Origin of the sequence: Burkholderia sp. AU45274 (assembly GCF_030482505.1) — a bacterium.
In the GTDB taxonomy this organism is placed as follows: domain Bacteria; phylum Pseudomonadota; class Gammaproteobacteria; order Burkholderiales; family Burkholderiaceae; genus Burkholderia.
In genome coordinates, this window is sequence record NZ_JAUJQE010000013.1 from 127,347 (window position 1) to 143,245 (window position 15,899).

Genomic DNA, 15,899 nt, shown 5'->3' on the forward strand with positions numbered 1-15,899 from the left:
GTCGCCGCGTCCTTTCCTTCCTACGTCGCCTCGGTGTTGCTTAGGCGACGATCACACCGCCGGCGAGCATGTAGCGGTCGAGCGCGTTGTACAGCGTCGGTTGACCGGCGACCGGCTTATCGTCGGCCGGTTTCGCTTCGATCAGGCGACGATGAATGTAGGACACCGCGCCCTCGTTCTCTTCCGGTACGCCTTCGACGGCAATGCTCGCCGAGAGCTGCAGCGCTTGCTTGCCTGCCTTATGCGTTTCTTCCGACACGTAGCTGTTGATCGACGCAACCGTCGTCCCGCTCAACACGTCGATCGAGACGTTGCCGATAACGTGGTAGCCAGCCGTAGCGCCGGTCGATGCAAGAACAACATTTTTCTTGATTGCCATTTCTAACTCCTGTTGGTGTGTGTCAAATCCGTTGCACGGGCGTTTGCGGCCATACAACGTTCAGCGGGAATCCTGCCTGCTGCGGAACATCGCGCAGCTCGGCGCGGTACTTGCGAAGGGCGGACTCGAGATCCGTGTCGCCAGTGTCTACCGCCCGCTCGACGAGCCCATCTGCCTCTTTGAGCAACTCGTCGCGCTTTCGCCGGACGATCTTCGGTACTTCAATGTGGTTGTATTCCGCTTCATACTCGGGCCACCACTCGAGCAGGTCGGCAGCCGTCGGGCACGGTATGTCGGGCCGCTCCCAGATCGGCACCCACGCCGTATCGGTCTGTTCGTACGTCTGTTCGTTCACCGGATGCGAGACCCAGTAATCCCGGCAGCGCACCAACGCGGGGAATTTCTTCGCGAGGATGAAAGCTGCTTGCTCAACCTCGAGCCACATGTTCCTGTTCATCACTGGTTCCTCAAAACTACGCCGTAGACGACGATGGCGTTCGCCGTGCCGTTGCCCGGACCACTCAGGCCGCACACAACCCATGGGGCGGGCAATGCGCCGTTGAGTCGGTCGATCGTGCCGAAATTTTGGACGGCAGAATCCCACTGCACGCGCGCGCCCGCATTGGCCTTGCTGCCGATCGCGTTGTCGATGTTGTTGAGCTGGTCGGACAGCCATACTCCACGAAACGTGAGGTTCAGATTCCCGTCCGTATTGAGAATCTGGGTACCGCGCATGAACATCGTTCCCCAGTCGTCAACAGACCACGTGACCGCGTTGTACGCACTGTTGATGATCTCCATGCCGCCGCCGTCGCGCGCGCGGAGGTACGTCCAGGAGTCGTAACCTGGCCGGTTGTTGCGCAAGCCGAAATCCGCTTGCCACCCGTCGCGGTTCAGCGTAGGCCGGTTGTAGAAGCGCGAGAGCGCCGTGACATGGATATTCGAGTTGAAATGGACGCGGTTGTCGTCGTTATAGACAACGATGACGTTCGACTGCCAGCCGCCGTCCGGCTTCATGGTTGCCCACGCCGAATAGTTGCCGTTCATCGTGCCGTGAAACCACGCCTGCGCCGTGCTGTCAGCACGGGCGACCACAAAGCCGCGCGCGTCCGTGTTGTTCGGCTGCTTGACCCGCAGATCGCCGGTCATGGTGTCGCCGGCCTTGTTCACCTTCGCGTTCGGATCGAAATTTCCCTGATCCCACACGCGAGCACCGTTCACATAGAAACCGCCCTTCACGTCCCACTTTCCTGCGCGGAAGTCGTAAAACCCGTTCACGCTGCCGTCGTATGCACGCATCCCCATGCCATACCAGCCCTTCAACGCAAAGTTGTATGAGCTGTAGCTCGCGTTGTCGCCCGTGCCGTCCTCGAACCCGTTTGTCCCGGCTCTGGATTGCAGGTAGAGCGGTGCGGCCATCGTGCCGCCGACGTTTTTGTCGAGCGGCGTGACGTTCATCGAGTCCCACGGGGTCGCACCGGCCCACGTCGGGCGCTTCACGAAATTGACCTGCTGCGTCAAGCGCGGAATGTCCAGCACGCGGCGTTGCGTCGTGCCGTCGTTTTCGAACGCGCTGAGTGCGAAATCGTCGGTATCGGATTTTCCGATCGTGAAGCGGGTAGTGTTGCCATTTTGGAAGTACACAGTGGCCCAAGACGATCCGCCGTCCACCGTAAGGCCGCGCCCTCGAATGAGGCCTTCGGCGTTCAGAATCGCACCGGTATCAACGGTCGTGCCGATCATCACGCGGCCGCCGCTCTGCATCAGAACCATGTTCCCGACGGCCGAACCGTTGCCGCGCGTGATCCACATTGCGTTCATGGATGCCGAGTAGGCGTCGTTGACCGTGCGAAGTGCAAGCGTCCCGTCACCACCCTGCATCAATTCCCATTGCTTCTGATCGGCTGCGCCACCTTCACGACGCAGGACGATCGACGTCTGTCCCGTACCACCGCCGTTAGTCGCGACGAGAGCGCCGACCCCGCTCGTTCCTTTGATCGCACCATTCGCCTTGATTGGGCCATTTACCTGAATCAGCGCGTCGCTACCGTCATCACCGGTCTGTCCGACAACGAACTTACCGTTTGCGGTTACGCGCGCGCGCTCGGTCCCGCCAGCACTCAATGTCATCGCGCCCGCGCCGATGGTGGAGCTGCCGTAGAAACCGATGTTCGGCCCGTTGGCTCCCTTGTTCATGCCGATCAGGCCATACGTGCTTACGCTCTGCTCGTTGATGAAGTAATTGCCGGCGCGCATGCTCCCGGCAACCTGCGCGGTGTTCGTGCCGTCGTCAGTTGTTCCGCCGATTGTCATCCGACCGCCGGGCACGAGCTTCGCTCCCTCCGAATTACCCGCGATCAGTTGCAGGACACCAGTGGCACCTTCGCTACCGACCGACAGATGGCCGTTCGAGCGAAAGAATCCCCAATCGGTGTTGGAATTGGCCCATGCGGTTGTCTTACCGTTGCCAAACCGATGCAGACCTCGTGTGGTCGCGTTACCCCCCACCTGCAACCAACTGCCGTCGTCGGGCGGCTGGCCAATGAGGACACGATTATTCTGGTAGGTGCCGTCTACGGCCAGAAACCGCATGGTTTCTCGTCCGTTGTTCGTGACCGCAAACACGCCGTCGGCGATGTGGAAGAATCCCGTGTCCGGCGCGCCGTCATTCACGAACGAGATGCCCGGCTGGGTCACGGTGCCTTCGGCGGCCAGAATCGGACCAGACATCGTGATGCCGGTCGTCTGTGCCGGGTTCGGCAGATTGCCCGTGTGCCACACGTCCTTGCCATTGACGAGAAGGTTTTTCTTCGCGAAATTCAGGGCAAACATTGTGCCGCTCGACGGGAGGTAAAACCCCGCTTCCGATGCGTTACCGAAGAAGTAGCCGCCACTTGCGCCGAAGATTGCGCGCCCCTCCGCAGTGCCGTTGCTCACGTTGAGCATGCCCTTGACGTTCAACTGACCGCCGACGTAGGTAGTTCCCGAGCCCGTGCCGTCCAGCGTTATTGCGCCGGTCTTGTGTTCGATCGTGAGCGGCCGCAGGGCATTCCACGATGCACCTATGCCGCTGCCGTCCGACATGAGCAAATAGAAGTTCGTCCCGTCGTTGCGCAGGATCACATCGCGGCCGTTCATCAGCCGGAAGTTTGCGCCGCCGCTGTCCAGGCCGTCTGATGCAATTCCACCCGTCACACTGACATTCCCGGTGAAGCGAGCACCCGTGAGCGCCGCGTATCGCGCGGCTGCGGTTTTCGGCGTCACGGCGCGCGTGTCGTCCGCGCCAGCGTCGACCTCGCCCTGCGTCGCCAGTTCGACGACGCCCTTGCGCTCGGTGGTCGCCGGCGGATTGAGGAACGATGTCGGCCCGAACACGAGCTTCGTCACGTCGATCGAGGCGAATACTGTATCGGCGGCCAGCAGCAGCATCGACGCCGCCGCTTTTTCGAGGATCGGGTCGTTTTGCACATAGACGCCGAACAGCACGCCGTTCTCGAGGTAGAGCCCGAAACCGTACAGCTTGTACTGGTCCGCGCTGTCGTCCTGGATCACGATGTGGATCGTGTCTTTCGCAACGGTATCGCCGCCGAACGTCGTGATGCGCTTCAGCTCGCTCGGAAGCGCGGTCATGTCCGGCTTGAATACGAACGCCGCTGTGGCGAGGCCAATCTGCGTGACCTGGTGCGCGGTTGTCCCGGTGTTGCCGGGTGCCACCAGTGCGGCGCGGCCGGCGTCCGTAATGTAGATGAGGTTTCCAGCCATATTCGTCAGTCCGTGAGAGAGAGGCGGCGATAGACGGCCGCGCGCACGCCGCATGCGACGCCGATCGAGCCGTGCATGCTGAAGCCCTGCGTGAAGGTGTAGTGGGCGGTGCCGCGCTTCGCGCGATCGACCTCGGCCCGGATGTCGTTGACGTACTGCGCCGTGGCCGGCGCACCATCACGGCTACCGACCGTCATCACGATCTCGAACGTGCCCGGCACACCTCGCGGCGTTTTCTCGAACCACTCGCGCATCACCACGTTCGCGCCGAACGACGCGCAGACGTCGCGCACGGCGTCAGCCGTACCCTTTTTGCGGGCGATGCGAATCGCGGCTTTCACGCGCGCGCGCTTCACCTGCTCGGGCCATTCGTCGCGCCAGGTGTCGACGCCCATGTGCCAGGCGAGCCAGGGCAGGAAGCGCAGCGGGATGCGATCCGGGTCCATCAGCGTGTCGATCTCGACCGGGATGTCGCGCACGTCCGCATTGGCTTGCGCCAGGCGCCGCTCGAGCACCGTCGCGTTCGGCGGCAGCAGGGAGGGGGCCAGCTTAGTCATCGGCCACCCCGCCGTCCTTCAGGTCGACACCCGTGCAGTACGGCGCCTGGTCGATCGCGATCGACACGCCTTCGGCCGGCGTGTCGAGCAGCACCTTCTGGACACCGGCGACGCGCATCGACGCGTACAGGCCATCCTTCGTGATCTCGGAACCAGGGCGGTGCATGGAGTCGGCAAACTGCTGCGTCTTCTTCTGCGCTTCCGCGAGCGCGACCGCGCGATCCGGGCCGTCGAAGAAGCGCAGCGTCCCCTTGATCGCGTAACGGACGATCTTCGCGCTCTGCACGATCACTTCGTCGGCCTGCGGCCGCTTCTTCTCCAGCGCCTTCCGGACGATGCCGAGCAGATCCTCGTTCGCTGTACCGTCACCTTCGCGCGACAGGACCGTGACGATCATCACGCACGGCGACGGGCTGTAGGCGGTCGCGGCCTTCACGCGCCCGTCAGCGGCCCGCGCGTGGAATACATACGCGTCAGTCGGCCCGGCGACAGAAAACCCGCGCGGTGCGAGCTGGATGCGTTCGCGCAGGTTGTCGTCGTCCTCGTAGACCGGATCGATACCCTTGTCCGGATCACCCGGCGAGATCAGCAGGCGGTCGACGTCGAAGAGGGCACCGATGTGCTCGAGCGTCGTGCCCTTCGCGTACGCGAGCAGATTGCCGCGTGCTTTCTCGTTGATGAGCGCGAGCAGCAGCATCTTGTCGTACGCGGCTTCCTGCAGCAGCTTCACCATCGGCTCGGATTCGAGCTCGAGCGTGGCTGCGATCTCGTCCTGCTGTTCCTTCGGATACAGGGCGACCAGGCGAGCCTTCTTTTCGGCCAGGATCGTTTCGTAGTCGAGTTCGTCGACGATGTCAGGGGCCGGGAGCTGCGACAGGTCGATCGGCGTCGTCCTCATGCCGCACCTCGCCCGTTCGTCGCCGGCAGGCGCATAGCGAACGACGTGCCCGCGCGCGGGCCGTCCGTGCGCTCGCCTTGCAGTTCGAGTACGGCGCCGCCGTCGATCCCCGTGCTGCCGAAGTCCACCTGGTTGACCTGGATGCGCGGTTCCCACCGTGCCAGTGCCATGACAGACGCCGCCATGACGCGCATGCGCATCAGCGGATTGACCGGGCCGTCGATCAGCTCGGGAAGAAGCGAACCGTATTCACGGCGCATCACACGCGTGCCGAGCGGCGTGAACAGGATGTCGGCGACGGATTGCTCGATGTGGGCCTGGCCGGCGATCGCGCGGCCGGTGCGGGCGTTCATGCCGATCATGCGCCACCCGCGATCGGTTTCGAGGTCGTGGCGAATTCGCCTTGTGCCTGGTGGGGATGGCCCACGAGGCTGACGTTGCGCGACTGCACATCGACGTCAGCGGTCACGGTGCCGGTGAAGTGTGCGCTGCCCTGAATTTCGATCACGGAGCCGCCACCGCCGGCGCTACCCCCGTTCTTGCCGGTTGCGCCGGATTCGAACGTGAGCGGTCCCTTCACGAGCAGCGAGCCCGTGACAGTCGTATCGTCGGCGTCGAGCGTGACGGACTTCGCCTTGACGGTCGCGGTGTTGGTTTCGACCGTGACGCTGACCGGCGCGACGACGCGCACGGTCGCACCCGCCGGCAGTTCGGCTGTGAGGGCATGCGATCCGAAGTCGTACGAGATGCGCGCCTTGTCCTTGTAGACGCGCACGTGCAGCGTTGCGCTCGAGCTGGGCGAGTCGTGGCCGTCGCAGTACACGCCAGGGAGAAAGAGGCCCGTCGTCGGCTCGCCGGACGGGCAGAAGAGCAGACCCGGTTCGCCGATCGACGGCGGGTCCCACACGATGCTGTCGCCGGTGCGCTGCGCGAGCCAGCGAATCCAGTCAGTTTGCAGGCCGCCGGATTCGATGCGAACGCGGCGGGCGCCGTGGTCGACGTCGATCACGGTGCCCTCGCGCAGTAGGCTTTCGAGGCGGCGGTTCAGGTCGGCAAAATCATCCATGCGACGAGGATGCCGCGCGCGCGGGAGAGGGTCACGCGAAAAGGGTTGTACGCGGCTGGCTGACAACCGCGGCCTAGCGCAAACGGGCTTTTCGTCGCGCTATCGCGACAGAAAATCCAGGACGATGTCGGCGATCCGGTCGACGTCAGCATCGGCCAAGCCGAGCAGCTCGCGCACCGGATACTGGACGATCGGGCCGTTACGCTCGACGCGGTCGCGCAGGCCCTCCTGGTGCACGCGTGCGATGCGTTCGACCTGGCGCGTGAAATGCAGCACGGACGCGTCGGCCGTCGCGGCGGTTTTGAGGAAGCGGGCGGTGCGCAGCTTCGCGAACATCGCGCGCCGGATGCGCCCCTTCTTGCGCCTGGCCTGCGGCTTGCGCGGCGCGAAGCGACTACCGTCCGGGTTGCGGGCCTCGGCGATGCGTCGCGAGTGACGCCGGCGCAGCTCGCCGGCCAGCCCCTTCGCCAGGACCACGCGCTGCGCGGGCGTGAGCTGGCCGAGCAGGCCAGACGCCCAATCCTCGGCTCGGGATAGTCGATCGACCATCAGGCCCCCGCGATCGGGGGCTCGCCGAAGTGGCGAATCTCATAGCCGCCCGGCTGCTCGACCACGCCGACGCGCTCGGTCAGCTTCAGCAGGATCTCGACGTCGGATTTACCGTTGTCGAGCAGCTCGGCCTGGAACTTGAACCCGTCGCGGCAAAGGTCACGGTTCAGTAGTAGCTCGGGCTGGTGGATCTTCAGCCAGGCGATGATCGGCACCATCAGGTGATCCGAATGGCCGGCGTAGTCGGTCACGACGATGTCGAGCGTGTACGCATATTCGAACGACAGCGACTTCGCTGCGGTGACGGCAATCGACCCGTGTTCGATGAAGATGTGCAGCCGGTCAGGATTGCGCGCGAACTCGGGCAGCGCTGCGGTGAGCGCCGCGCGCAGGCTGTTGGGCTTGTTCACGGTGCAGGTTCCTCGCCATCGCGCACGCGAGCCTGTAGCGCGATCAACTGCTCGGCGTTTTCGTGACAGGTGGTGTAGTTGTCGGCGACGGTTGCGGCGACGGCAGAGAGCGCAACGCGCGAGGGGGCCGCATCAGCGTTTCCGGGATCGCCCACCGGCACGTTGGTGGCGGCGCCGTCGTGCACCCGCACAAAACCGACAGGGACAACACAAGCACGATCGGCTTCGCGATCCACATAAACGGGAACCTCCTTGATGATGGTGTCGCCTTTCTCGCGGACGACCTGGACGCGGTCGACGTACTGCGTGACGACCTTCACGTCGCGGCGTGCCGCGTCGCGCTCGGCTGTCCGCTCCCGCACGTCGCGCGCGAGCTCGTCGGCGTGCCGGTCGGCGTCGACCAGGCGCGCATGCTGGATCGCGATGACGACGCCAGTCACGGCAAGCGCGATCGCGCCAGCTGCGAAGACACGGGCGCCGGCGGTCACGCACCCGCCCGGCTGTAGCGATCGAACGCCCGTTCTAGCTTCACGTCGTACAGGTTCTCGGCGTAAGCCTTGCCGTTGTACTGCTCGGCGAACTTCGCCCATTTCCGGCCGCGCAGCGCGGCCAGCAGCGTCTTGTCGTTCAGGATGAACCGGACGAACGCCTCGAGCTGCTCGGCCTCGCTGACCTTCATCGCATCGACGAACGCGAACACGTCCGGATAGCCGAGTGCGTTCCAGTGGAAGCCCATGATTTGAAACGCACCCCAGCTCGTCGCCTCGAGCGCGCACGCGGCTGAAATCTGAGACGCGCTCGCCAGGCGGACATATTCCGCCGCGTCGCCGGCGTAGCCGCCGCGCTTCGGGTTGACCAGGGCCGGGTACTTCGTGGCCAGCGCGTCGGCGTCCAGGCCGACCGCTGAGAGCTGGCGATACATGACGTGCCGCTCGTACAGGATCACGGGCCGTCCGTCCGGCAGGAAGCCGGTGCCTTTCGATTCCACCTCGTTGACGGCACGCACGGCCGCGAGGTCGACCTGCAGCCGATCGGCGGCACGCTGCAGATCCGCGTCGGTGAGGTGTCGCGGATCGCGCCGGCCGGCTGCGAGCGTCGACCAGGTCTTCGGGCCGGCGATACCGTCCGCTACCAGGCCATGCGACGCCTGAAACGCCATGACGGCGGTGCGAGTCGTGTTCCCGTAAATCGCGTCGGTATCGATGCGCGCGCCGGCGGCGACGAGCTGGCGCTGCAGGTAGCCGACATCCGTGCCACGATCGCCCAGGCGAAGGGTCTTATACATGGCGCCCCCATACCTTGAATTGCAGCACGCGCGCGATCAGAGAGTCGCGCGGATTGCCACGGTGGAACAGCTCGACGACGTTGCCGCGCACGCCGTACACGGCGAGGCAAAGGACGCCGACCAGAACCGTGTCGGCAAGATTCGCCGGCGGCAGCATGCCGAACGCTGCCCGGATCGGCGCTGCGCCGGCGGCGACCGCGATCGTGTACGCCAGGCATGCCGCGAGCGGCCGGTGCGTGCTCGTGCCACGGCGGAAGGTCACGAGGCGCAGCGCGAGCGCCGCGCACAGCAGCACGTAGACGGTCGTGAGCATCACTTTTCCCTCCCCTTGAACACGTTCAGCAGCCGATCGGGCGCATCGGCCTGGGCGATCAGCCACAGCAGCAGTTTCACGACGAGCGCGGAGGCGATCAGCGCGCCGATGCCGGCGTGCACCTCGACGCGGGCCGGTAGCACCGCGTCGAGCGCGGCGGCGAACAGCTCGGCCGTGAGGCAGCCCGCGACGAACGAGATCACGAAGAACGCGATGCGCTTCGGGATCGACGGGTCGGCGGCCGTCATCACGAACAGCAGCGAGCCGGCGAACGCGCCCATGACGACGTTGGCGTCGACGCCGGGAAACAGCGACAGCGTGGCGACGCCGAGCGCCGCGACCGTCGCGGACGACGTGGAAATAGGTTCAGCCATTCTCAGTCCCATAACTGGAGCCGCTCGGCGCCGGATTGCGCCGCTTGCGGTACTTCGTCGGGCAGCTCGACGAGCAGCCCGTGAGGCAGGATCGGGCCGTACTGCGCCAGGTCCCGGTTGAGGTCGAGCACCGCTTCGACGACGCCGCGCGTGCGGCCGAGCACGCGCCAGCAAAGCGCGTCGATGGTTTCCCCCTGGAGCGCGCGCACCTCCATCAGATCAGCTCCACCGTCATGCGAGGGCGGCCGATGATGTCGCTGATGGCCCAGCGGGCGTCCCGGCGCAGCTCGTCGCCCTGGGGCTCAAGCTCGTCTGCGCGGCGTGCGCCATCGCCTGTCGTGTCGTAGTCGCGGTACCGCTCGATGAGCGTCGCCTTCGCCAGGCAATACACCGCGCGCCGGTAGTGCTGCAGCCGCACGCTTTCGCCGTCGAGCTGGTTGGCCGGCACGTCGGCCAGGCACGTGACGCCGGCATCGCGCCACGCCGCGCGTGCGCTGCGCAGCTCGTCGTTCACCTCGGCGATCGCGGCGAGCAGCTCGTGCCGCAAACGGGCATCGGTGATCGACCCGTCGAGGCGCATCGTGTCGCGCGCGTGCTCGAGCGACACATCCGGATAGAACGGGTCGTTCGTGATCGGCTTGGCGGATTCCGCTTCCGCCGGCGCACGAGGCAGCGGCGGGGTCGAGACAAAGGACATGGTCGGGTTCGTCTGGTTGATCGGTAGAGGCGGTGGACGGGGCTTTCGCGCGGACAGTGCCGGCTACGGCCCCGTGCCGCCTGGTGCGCGGGGTACGCTCGGTGTCAGCCACCGGGGCCGGACTGGCCCCCGTTGGCGGAATTCTTCAACTCGCGCTCGAGCCGCTCGATGTCCTTCTTCACGCCCACGTTCGCGAAGAGCTGCAACGCGCGGCGCAGGTGATCGAGTGCGCTTGCGGGATGGGACGCGGCCAAGCCGTAGCCGATCGCCTTGTGCAGCTTCGCGCGCACCTCGTCGGGCATGTCGGCCAGTGCGGTGAGCTGCTCGATGTCCAGCAGCGGCTCGACCTGGATCGCCTCGCCCGCCCGGTTCGCACGCAGCGCGGCCTCGGCGAATTCCTCGACGAGCAGACACGGCGTGCTGCGCTTGTACTGGTCGGGCAGGGGCAGACCGTGGCGCAGCGCATACGCGCCGATCTCGAGCGCGCCTCGGAAGTCGCCGACGTCGACGCGCCAGACCATGATCGTCATCAGCACGTCGTCCTGGGCGCCGGCCGCGCCTTCAAGCACACCCGCGACCCACGCGTCGTATGCGGGCAGAAACTGCCGCTTCAGGTCGGCCTTCCGCTCGAGCGACTCGACAGCCTTCAGCGCACGGCGGTGTTCGTCGAGCTGCGCGAGCATCAGCGTGTACGCCGAGTCGTCGCGCAACCCGCCGACACTCGCCGGCGTGCCGCGCGCGGCCGTCGCCGCGACGGTGCGCTGGAAGTGTTGGCGGAACGGGTTCGTCATGCGCTACCCTGCGGAGCGGCCGGTGCAGCGTCGACGAGCTGGATGTTCTCGACCACGCAGCCAGCGCCGTACTGCTCGATCACGTACGCGTCGTTCGAGCTTTCATAGTTCTCGATGCGATCGCGCTCGGGCACTTCCTTCAGCGAGCGTCGGCGCGCGCTGATTTGCCAGTAGATCGACAGGTTGTCCAGACGCGTGACCATCAGCGCGTGCGGCGGGAAGTACGGGACCGCCACGGCCGGCAGGTTGCCGACGCGCTTCTGCGACACGACGATGTCGGTTGCGAGCGTTTCGGTCGACGGCTGCGCCTGGTTGATGAGCGGAAAGTACTTGTCCTGGAGCAGCTCGCGGCCGCAGATCACGACGAGATTCGGGTCTTCGGCGTACCACGGGTCGAGGAACTCGTTGCGCGCGAGCGAAACGACCGCGTCGAGATTCTTGAATTCCTCGCCCTTGCCGATCTTGACGCCCGAGAACACGCGTTGCTTCGCGTTGTTGCGGTACTGCTGCAGCCAGCCGATGTTCACGTCTTGCAGCAGGGGGTTCGCCGCGAGATCGGTGTCGGGCGCAACCTTCTCGCCGTTCCAGCCGATCATGATGCGATCGAGCGCCTGGCGAAGGATGATGGAGTCGCGCAGGCGCGCCTGGAAGTCCGGGAACTTCGCCCAGGCATCGAGCTGCTGATAGCGGACGTGGGTGTCGTAGTCCGTCTTTTCGCAGCGGTATTTCTGGTTGTCGAGCGCCGCGACGTCGCGCGTTTCACGCGATCGCTTGGTCGTATCGGTGCGGCTCGCAATCGGGCCGGACACGCCGAGGCCGATTTTCTCGCCTTCCATTTCCTCGACGCCGTGGATGTTGATTTTCCCGAGGAATGCGCTCGATTCCTGGATCTTGGTTTCGAGCGTTTGCTGCACGCTCGGCGCGACCGAAAACTTCTTCGTTGCATCGCTGACGCCGTTCAGTTCCTGGAGGCGGGCCAGGTACCGGTTGTACTGCTCGCGGGTAGTGTTCCGCATGGGTTCTCCGTCTATGGGAAATGGGATGAGGGCGGGTTAGCAGTCGGTCTGCGCCCCGTTGTCGCTGCCCGTCGACGTCGGCCGCTGTTGCTCGCTGCTGTCGGTGCGCGAAAGTTTCTGGACCAGCGCGCTATGGCGCTTTTCGCCGTCCTGCTGCGCGCGCTTCAGCTCGTCGACATTGGTGTTGAACTTCTCGAGCTGCTCGAGCACCTGGCTCTGGCTTTCCGCGAGCGCGACGACCGATTGCGACAGGTCGGAAAAACGCTGGTCGTCGGTCGCTTCCTTGCGATTCAGCATGCCCAGCACCTTCGAGAACAGCGACTTGCCGGCGTCGCTCGTGCGCGGCGTTTCCTCATCGAGCTCGATCACTGCCTCGACTGCTGCGCTGAAGAGGTTTTCCGTACGCTGTTTGCGCTTGTCGAATGCCTTGTGCTGCGCACTGAAGGCAAGCATTTCGGTCCCGAGGCTTGCCGGGTTGTCGGTGACGGCGAGGCCAACCAGGTATGCCTCGCCGGTGCCGGCGAAGTCCGGGTCGACCTCCATCGACGAATAGACCTTCTGGCGCTGCACGGTCGTCAATTCGACCAGGTCCTTCGTCGGCGAGAGCTGCGCGAGCAAGCGCAGCTTGCCGTCCTGCTCCTCGGTCTTCAGCGCGATCACGTCGCCGTACGCGCGGAACGTGCTGTCCGGATACATGCCGCGAATGTGTTCCATGTTGATGCGCGCGCCGTACGTCTTCGGGTCGTAGCTGCTCGCCATCTGCTCGAGCATCGTGCGATCGATCGTGCGACCGTCCGTGGTCGCGCCTTCCGTCGCGATGCAGAAAAACTTCGTCTTCTTTGCGTCCTGTGCCATGTGCGAATCCGCTGAGAGGGTGCTGTGTTCAGGGATTCCAGTTTCGGCAGTTCGAACCGGTGTCGCAACGCATGTTGGTTGTGCGCGCAACCGATACAACCGGATGCAGTAGGGCCTACGCGCGCGCGTCGGTAGCCTTGCTGCATGACTGCACTTCCCATTGATTCATCCGACGTTGATCCACGCCGACGCGCACGCGACCTGTATTGGCAGGGGTATCGCATCGCGCGTATCGCCGAACTGCTCGGCGTGAAGTCGGCCACGCTCTATAGCTGGAAAAAGCGCGATGGATGGGACGAAACGGAACCGGTTGATCGCGTCAACATGACGATCGAGGCGCAGCTCATAAAGCTCGTCACGAAGGAGACGAAGGAAGGGCGCGATTTCAAGGAGATCGACCTGCTGACGCGTCAGCTCGACCGGTTGCGCTCGCGACCAGCGAACGATGCAAAGGTGAGCGAATCCGGGGGCGGTGGCGGCACGCGCCGATCGCGCAGCTCGGACGACCGCAACGCGTTCAGCGAAGAGCAGATCGAGAAGTTGAACGATGCGTTCCTCGAATCGATCTTCGACTATCAGCGCACCTGGTATCGGGCGGGCTTCAAAGAGCGGATTCGCAACATCCTGAAGAGCCGGCAGATCGGCGCGACCTGGTACTTCGCGCGCGAAGCGCTGCTCGACGCGCTGAAAACGGGCCGCAACCAGATCTTCCTGTCGGCCAGTAAGGCGCAGGCGCACGTGTTCCGCCAGTACATCGTCCAGTTCGCGAAGGACGCGGTCGGCGTCGAGCTTAAGGGCGACCCGATGGTGCTGCCGAACGGCGCGACGTTGTACTTCCTCGGCACGAATGCACGCACGGCGCAGAGCTATCACGGCAACCTGTATTTCGACGAGTATTTCTGGGTTCCGCGCTTCCAGGACCTGCGCAAGGTTGCTTCCGGTATGGCGATACATTCGCAGTGGCGCCAGACGTATTTCTCGACGCCGTCGAGCCTCGCGCACGACGCGTATCCGTTTTGGTCCGGGAAACTGTTCAACCGCGGCCGGCCGAAGGATCAGCAGGTATCGATCGACATCTCCAACGCGGCGCTTGCGGCGGGCCGTGCGTGCGGCGATGGTCAGTGGCGGCAGATCGTGACCGTCGAGGACGCCGTGCGCGGCGGCTGCAACCTGTTCGACCTCGAGCGGTTGAAGCTCGAATACAGCGCCGACGAATACGCGAACCTGCTGCTGTGCCAGTTCATCGACGATTCGCTGTCGGTGTTCCCGCTGTCGACGCTGCAGTCGTGCATGGTCGACACCTGGGAAGTGTGGGACGACTACAAGCCGCTGTACCTGCGCCCGTTCGGCGACGAAGAGGTGTGGATCGGCTATGACCCGTCGCACACGGGCGACAGCGCGGGCTGCGTGGTCCTGGCGCCGCCGAAGTATCCCGGCGGGAAATTCCGCGTGCTCGAGCGGTTCCAGTGGCACGGCCTGGACTTCGAAGCGCAGGCCGCGCAGATCGAGGCGCTGACCAGGCGCTACCGCGTCACCTACATCGGCATCGACACGACGGGGATCGGGCAGGGCGTCTACCAGCTCGTCACGAAGTTTTTCCCGGCCGCGACACCGTTCCACTACTCGGTCGAGATCAAGACCGCGCTCGTGATGAAGGCGCAGAACGTGATCCGCAAGGGGCGGCTCGAGTTCGACTCGGGCTGGAAAGATCTCGCCGCGTCGTTCATGGCGATCAAGAAAACCATCACGCCCAGCGGCCTGCAGGTCACGTACAAGGCGAGCCGATCCGAAGAGGCGAGCCACGGCGACCTGGCCTGGGCGTGCATGCACGCGCTCGCGAACGAGCCGCTCGAGGGCGCGACGAGCACCAACACCGGATTCATGGAGATTTTTGATGTCACGTAAGTATCGACGCGGCGCCGGGCGCCGCTCGCATGGCCGCGCCGAGCAGGCCGCCGAAACCGCGCCGGCGCCAACGCCGCGCACGGAGGTGTTCTCGTTTGGCGATCCGATCGAGGTAATGGATCGGCGCGAGCTGCTCGAGTATGTCGAATGCATGCGGATGGGGAACTGGTACGAGCCGCCGCTGCCCCTCGACGGCCTCGCGCGCTCGTTTCGGGCCGCGCCACACCACAGCTCGGCCATCTACGTGAAGCGCAACATCCTCGTGCAGTCGTACATCGAGCATCCGCTGCTGTCGCGCGCGGACTTCAGCCGGTTCGTGCTCGAGTACCTGGTCTTCGCGAACAGCTACCTCGAGCTGCGCACGAACCAGCTCGGCACGCCGATGGCGCTGAAGTCGTCGCTTGCGAAGTACACACGCGTCGGCGTCGAGCCGGGTCAATACTGGTTCGTGACGAACGTGCGGGAGCCGTATGAGTTCCCGAAGGGCTCGGTCTATCACCTGTACGAGCCTGACCTGAACCAGGAGATTTACGGGCTACCCGAATACCTGTCGGCGTTGAACTCGACCTGGCTGAACGAAAGCGCGACGCTGTTTCGCCGGCGCTACTACAAGAACGGGAGCCACGCCGGCTTCATCCTGTACATGACCGACGCGGCCGAGAAGCAGGAGGATGTCGACAACCTGCGCTCGGCGTTGAAGAACGCGAAGGGGCCGGGCAACTTCCGGAACCTGTTCATGTACGCGCCGAAGGGTAAGAAGGACGGCATCCAGCTCTTGCCGATCGGCGAGGTCGCGGCGAAGGACGAGTTCTGGAACATCAAGAAGGTGACGGTCGAGGATCAGCTCGCGGCGCACCGCGTGCCCCCGCAACTGATGGGGATCATCCCGTCGAACGCGGGCGGGTTCGGCGACGTGGAGAAGGCGGCCGGGGTGTTCAATGGCCTCGAGATCGAGCCGCTGAAGGCGCGGCTCCGGGAGCTGAACGACTGGATCGGGATCGAGGTCGTGCGGTTCCGCCCCTACGTGCCGCCGGCGCAGTGA

20 protein-coding genes are annotated in these 15,899 nt (G+C 64.8%); 2 read left to right on the plus strand and 18 right to left on the minus strand.

The genetic code is table 11. From position 1 onward, the window contains the following. Positions 1 to 40: 40 nt before the first annotated feature. The 18 genes from QZM35_RS32855 to QZM35_RS32940 all read right to left on the minus strand — a co-directional run bounded on the left by QZM35_RS32855 (position 41) and on the right by QZM35_RS32940 (position 12,952). Positions 41 to 379 (minus strand): hypothetical protein, encoded by a 339-nt coding sequence (locus QZM35_RS32855; protein WP_301777510.1) that lies wholly within the window; start codon positions 377 to 379, stop codon positions 41 to 43. Positions 380 to 401: 22 nt separating this feature from the next. Further along, positions 402 to 836, minus strand: a complete 435-nt coding sequence (locus QZM35_RS32860; protein WP_301777511.1) for a phage tail assembly chaperone — start codon at positions 834 to 836, stop codon at positions 402 to 404. Beyond that, positions 836 to 4,141 carry a phage tail protein gene (locus tag QZM35_RS32865; protein ID WP_301777512.1) on the minus strand — a complete coding sequence of 1,102 codons (3,306 nt, stop codon included), beginning with the start codon at positions 4,139 to 4,141 and terminating at the stop codon, positions 836 to 838. The genes QZM35_RS32860 and QZM35_RS32865 overlap by 1 nt, the downstream gene beginning before the upstream one ends. A gap of 5 nt (positions 4,142 to 4,146) precedes the next feature. Beyond that, positions 4,147 to 4,698, minus strand: a complete 552-nt coding sequence (locus QZM35_RS32870) for a phage tail protein I (RefSeq protein WP_301777513.1) — start codon at positions 4,696 to 4,698, stop codon at positions 4,147 to 4,149. Then, positions 4,691 to 5,596 (minus strand): baseplate J/gp47 family protein, encoded by a 906-nt coding sequence (locus QZM35_RS32875; protein WP_301777514.1) that lies wholly within the window; start codon positions 5,594 to 5,596, stop codon positions 4,691 to 4,693. Before QZM35_RS32875 ends, QZM35_RS32870 begins: the two co-directional genes overlap by 8 nt. Further along, positions 5,593 to 5,958 (minus strand): GPW/gp25 family protein, encoded by a 366-nt coding sequence (locus tag QZM35_RS32880; RefSeq protein WP_174978966.1) that lies wholly within the window; start codon positions 5,956 to 5,958, stop codon positions 5,593 to 5,595. The genes QZM35_RS32875 and QZM35_RS32880 overlap by 4 nt, the downstream gene beginning before the upstream one ends. Continuing rightward, positions 5,955 to 6,662, minus strand: coding sequence for a phage baseplate assembly protein V (locus tag QZM35_RS32885; protein WP_301777515.1), 708 nt, complete (start codon positions 6,660 to 6,662; stop codon positions 5,955 to 5,957). Before QZM35_RS32885 ends, QZM35_RS32880 begins: the two co-directional genes overlap by 4 nt. A gap of 99 nt (positions 6,663 to 6,761) precedes the next feature. Further along, the gene (locus tag QZM35_RS32890) at positions 6,762 to 7,211 is read right to left on the minus strand and encodes a phage virion morphogenesis protein (protein ID WP_301777516.1); all 450 of its coding nucleotides are present in this window, start codon (positions 7,209 to 7,211) and stop codon (positions 6,762 to 6,764) included. After that, positions 7,211 to 7,621, minus strand: coding sequence for a phage tail protein (locus tag QZM35_RS32895; RefSeq protein WP_059698052.1), 411 nt, complete (start codon positions 7,619 to 7,621; stop codon positions 7,211 to 7,213). The genes QZM35_RS32890 and QZM35_RS32895 overlap by 1 nt, the downstream gene beginning before the upstream one ends. Next, positions 7,618 to 8,109, minus strand: a complete 492-nt coding sequence (locus QZM35_RS32900) for a hypothetical protein (protein WP_301777517.1) — start codon at positions 8,107 to 8,109, stop codon at positions 7,618 to 7,620. The genes QZM35_RS32895 and QZM35_RS32900 overlap by 4 nt, the downstream gene beginning before the upstream one ends. Then, positions 8,106 to 8,906 (minus strand): N-acetylmuramidase domain-containing protein, encoded by an 801-nt coding sequence (locus QZM35_RS32905; protein ID WP_301777518.1) that lies wholly within the window; start codon positions 8,904 to 8,906, stop codon positions 8,106 to 8,108. Before QZM35_RS32905 ends, QZM35_RS32900 begins: the two co-directional genes overlap by 4 nt. After that, positions 8,899 to 9,219: a phage holin family protein gene (locus tag QZM35_RS32910; protein WP_229050556.1), complete on the minus strand. Its 321-nt coding sequence runs from the start codon at positions 9,217 to 9,219 to the stop codon at positions 8,899 to 8,901. The genes QZM35_RS32905 and QZM35_RS32910 overlap by 8 nt, the downstream gene beginning before the upstream one ends. Next, positions 9,219 to 9,593, minus strand: a complete 375-nt coding sequence (locus QZM35_RS32915; protein WP_012327676.1) for a putative holin — start codon at positions 9,591 to 9,593, stop codon at positions 9,219 to 9,221. Before QZM35_RS32915 ends, QZM35_RS32910 begins: the two co-directional genes overlap by 1 nt. 2 nt (positions 9,594 to 9,595) lie before the next feature. Beyond that, positions 9,596 to 9,808: a tail protein X gene (locus QZM35_RS32920; protein WP_012327677.1), complete on the minus strand. Its 213-nt coding sequence runs from the start codon at positions 9,806 to 9,808 to the stop codon at positions 9,596 to 9,598. After that, positions 9,808 to 10,290, minus strand: coding sequence for a head completion/stabilization protein (locus tag QZM35_RS32925; RefSeq protein WP_301777519.1), 483 nt, complete (start codon positions 10,288 to 10,290; stop codon positions 9,808 to 9,810). The genes QZM35_RS32920 and QZM35_RS32925 overlap by 1 nt, the downstream gene beginning before the upstream one ends. Before the next feature lie 104 nt (positions 10,291 to 10,394). Continuing rightward, positions 10,395 to 11,081 carry a terminase endonuclease subunit gene (locus QZM35_RS32930; protein ID WP_301777520.1) on the minus strand — a complete coding sequence of 229 codons (687 nt, stop codon included), beginning with the start codon at positions 11,079 to 11,081 and terminating at the stop codon, positions 10,395 to 10,397. Further along, positions 11,078 to 12,097, minus strand: a complete 1,020-nt coding sequence (locus QZM35_RS32935; RefSeq protein ID WP_301777521.1) for a phage major capsid protein, P2 family — start codon at positions 12,095 to 12,097, stop codon at positions 11,078 to 11,080. Before QZM35_RS32935 ends, QZM35_RS32930 begins: the two co-directional genes overlap by 4 nt. 36 nt (positions 12,098 to 12,133) lie before the next feature. After that, the gene (locus QZM35_RS32940) at positions 12,134 to 12,952 is read right to left on the minus strand and encodes a GPO family capsid scaffolding protein (RefSeq protein ID WP_301777522.1); all 819 of its coding nucleotides are present in this window, start codon (positions 12,950 to 12,952) and stop codon (positions 12,134 to 12,136) included. A gap of 144 nt (positions 12,953 to 13,096) precedes the next feature. Between QZM35_RS32940 and QZM35_RS32945 the strand changes: the two genes are divergently transcribed. After that, complete coding sequence (locus tag QZM35_RS32945; RefSeq protein WP_301777523.1) at positions 13,097 to 14,857, plus strand: terminase ATPase subunit family protein; 1,761 nt, start codon at positions 13,097 to 13,099, stop codon at positions 14,855 to 14,857. Next, positions 14,847 to 15,899 carry a phage portal protein gene (locus tag QZM35_RS32950; protein WP_301777524.1) on the plus strand — a complete coding sequence of 351 codons (1,053 nt, stop codon included), beginning with the start codon at positions 14,847 to 14,849 and terminating at the stop codon, positions 15,897 to 15,899. Before QZM35_RS32945 ends, QZM35_RS32950 begins: the two co-directional genes overlap by 11 nt.

Coding starts and splice junctions, on each gene's coding strand:
- QZM35_RS32915 (WP_012327676.1), bottom strand. CDS start 9,593: ATGGCTGAACCTATTTCCACGTCGTCCGCGACGGTCGCGGCGCTCGGC.
- QZM35_RS32855 (WP_301777510.1), bottom strand. CDS start 379: ATGGCAATCAAGAAAAATGTTGTTCTTGCATCGACCGGCGCTACGGCT.
- QZM35_RS32950 (WP_301777524.1), top strand. CDS start 14,847: ATGTCACGTAAGTATCGACGCGGCGCCGGGCGCCGCTCGCATGGCCGC.
- QZM35_RS32940 (WP_301777522.1), bottom strand. CDS start 12,952: ATGGCACAGGACGCAAAGAAGACGAAGTTTTTCTGCATCGCGACGGAA.
- QZM35_RS32910 (WP_229050556.1), bottom strand. CDS start 9,219: ATGCTCACGACCGTCTACGTGCTGCTGTGCGCGGCGCTCGCGCTGCGC.
- QZM35_RS32920 (WP_012327677.1), bottom strand. CDS start 9,808: ATGGAGGTGCGCGCGCTCCAGGGGGAAACCATCGACGCGCTTTGCTGG.
- QZM35_RS32935 (WP_301777521.1), bottom strand. CDS start 12,097: ATGCGGAACACTACCCGCGAGCAGTACAACCGGTACCTGGCCCGCCTC.
- QZM35_RS32925 (WP_301777519.1), bottom strand. CDS start 10,290: ATGTCCTTTGTCTCGACCCCGCCGCTGCCTCGTGCGCCGGCGGAAGCG.
- QZM35_RS32880 (WP_174978966.1), bottom strand. CDS start 5,958: ATGATCGGCATGAACGCCCGCACCGGCCGCGCGATCGCCGGCCAGGCC.
- QZM35_RS32930 (WP_301777520.1), bottom strand. CDS start 11,081: ATGACGAACCCGTTCCGCCAACACTTCCAGCGCACCGTCGCGGCGACG.
- QZM35_RS32860 (WP_301777511.1), bottom strand. CDS start 836: ATGAACAGGAACATGTGGCTCGAGGTTGAGCAAGCAGCTTTCATCCTC.
- QZM35_RS32865 (WP_301777512.1), bottom strand. CDS start 4,141: ATGGCTGGAAACCTCATCTACATTACGGACGCCGGCCGCGCCGCACTG.
- QZM35_RS32875 (WP_301777514.1), bottom strand. CDS start 5,596: ATGAGGACGACGCCGATCGACCTGTCGCAGCTCCCGGCCCCTGACATC.
- QZM35_RS32890 (WP_301777516.1), bottom strand. CDS start 7,211: ATGGTCGATCGACTATCCCGAGCCGAGGATTGGGCGTCTGGCCTGCTC.
- QZM35_RS32945 (WP_301777523.1), top strand. CDS start 13,097: ATGACTGCACTTCCCATTGATTCATCCGACGTTGATCCACGCCGACGC.
- QZM35_RS32885 (WP_301777515.1), bottom strand. CDS start 6,662: ATGGATGATTTTGCCGACCTGAACCGCCGCCTCGAAAGCCTACTGCGC.
- QZM35_RS32905 (WP_301777518.1), bottom strand. CDS start 8,906: ATGTATAAGACCCTTCGCCTGGGCGATCGTGGCACGGATGTCGGCTAC.
- QZM35_RS32870 (WP_301777513.1), bottom strand. CDS start 4,698: ATGACTAAGCTGGCCCCCTCCCTGCTGCCGCCGAACGCGACGGTGCTC.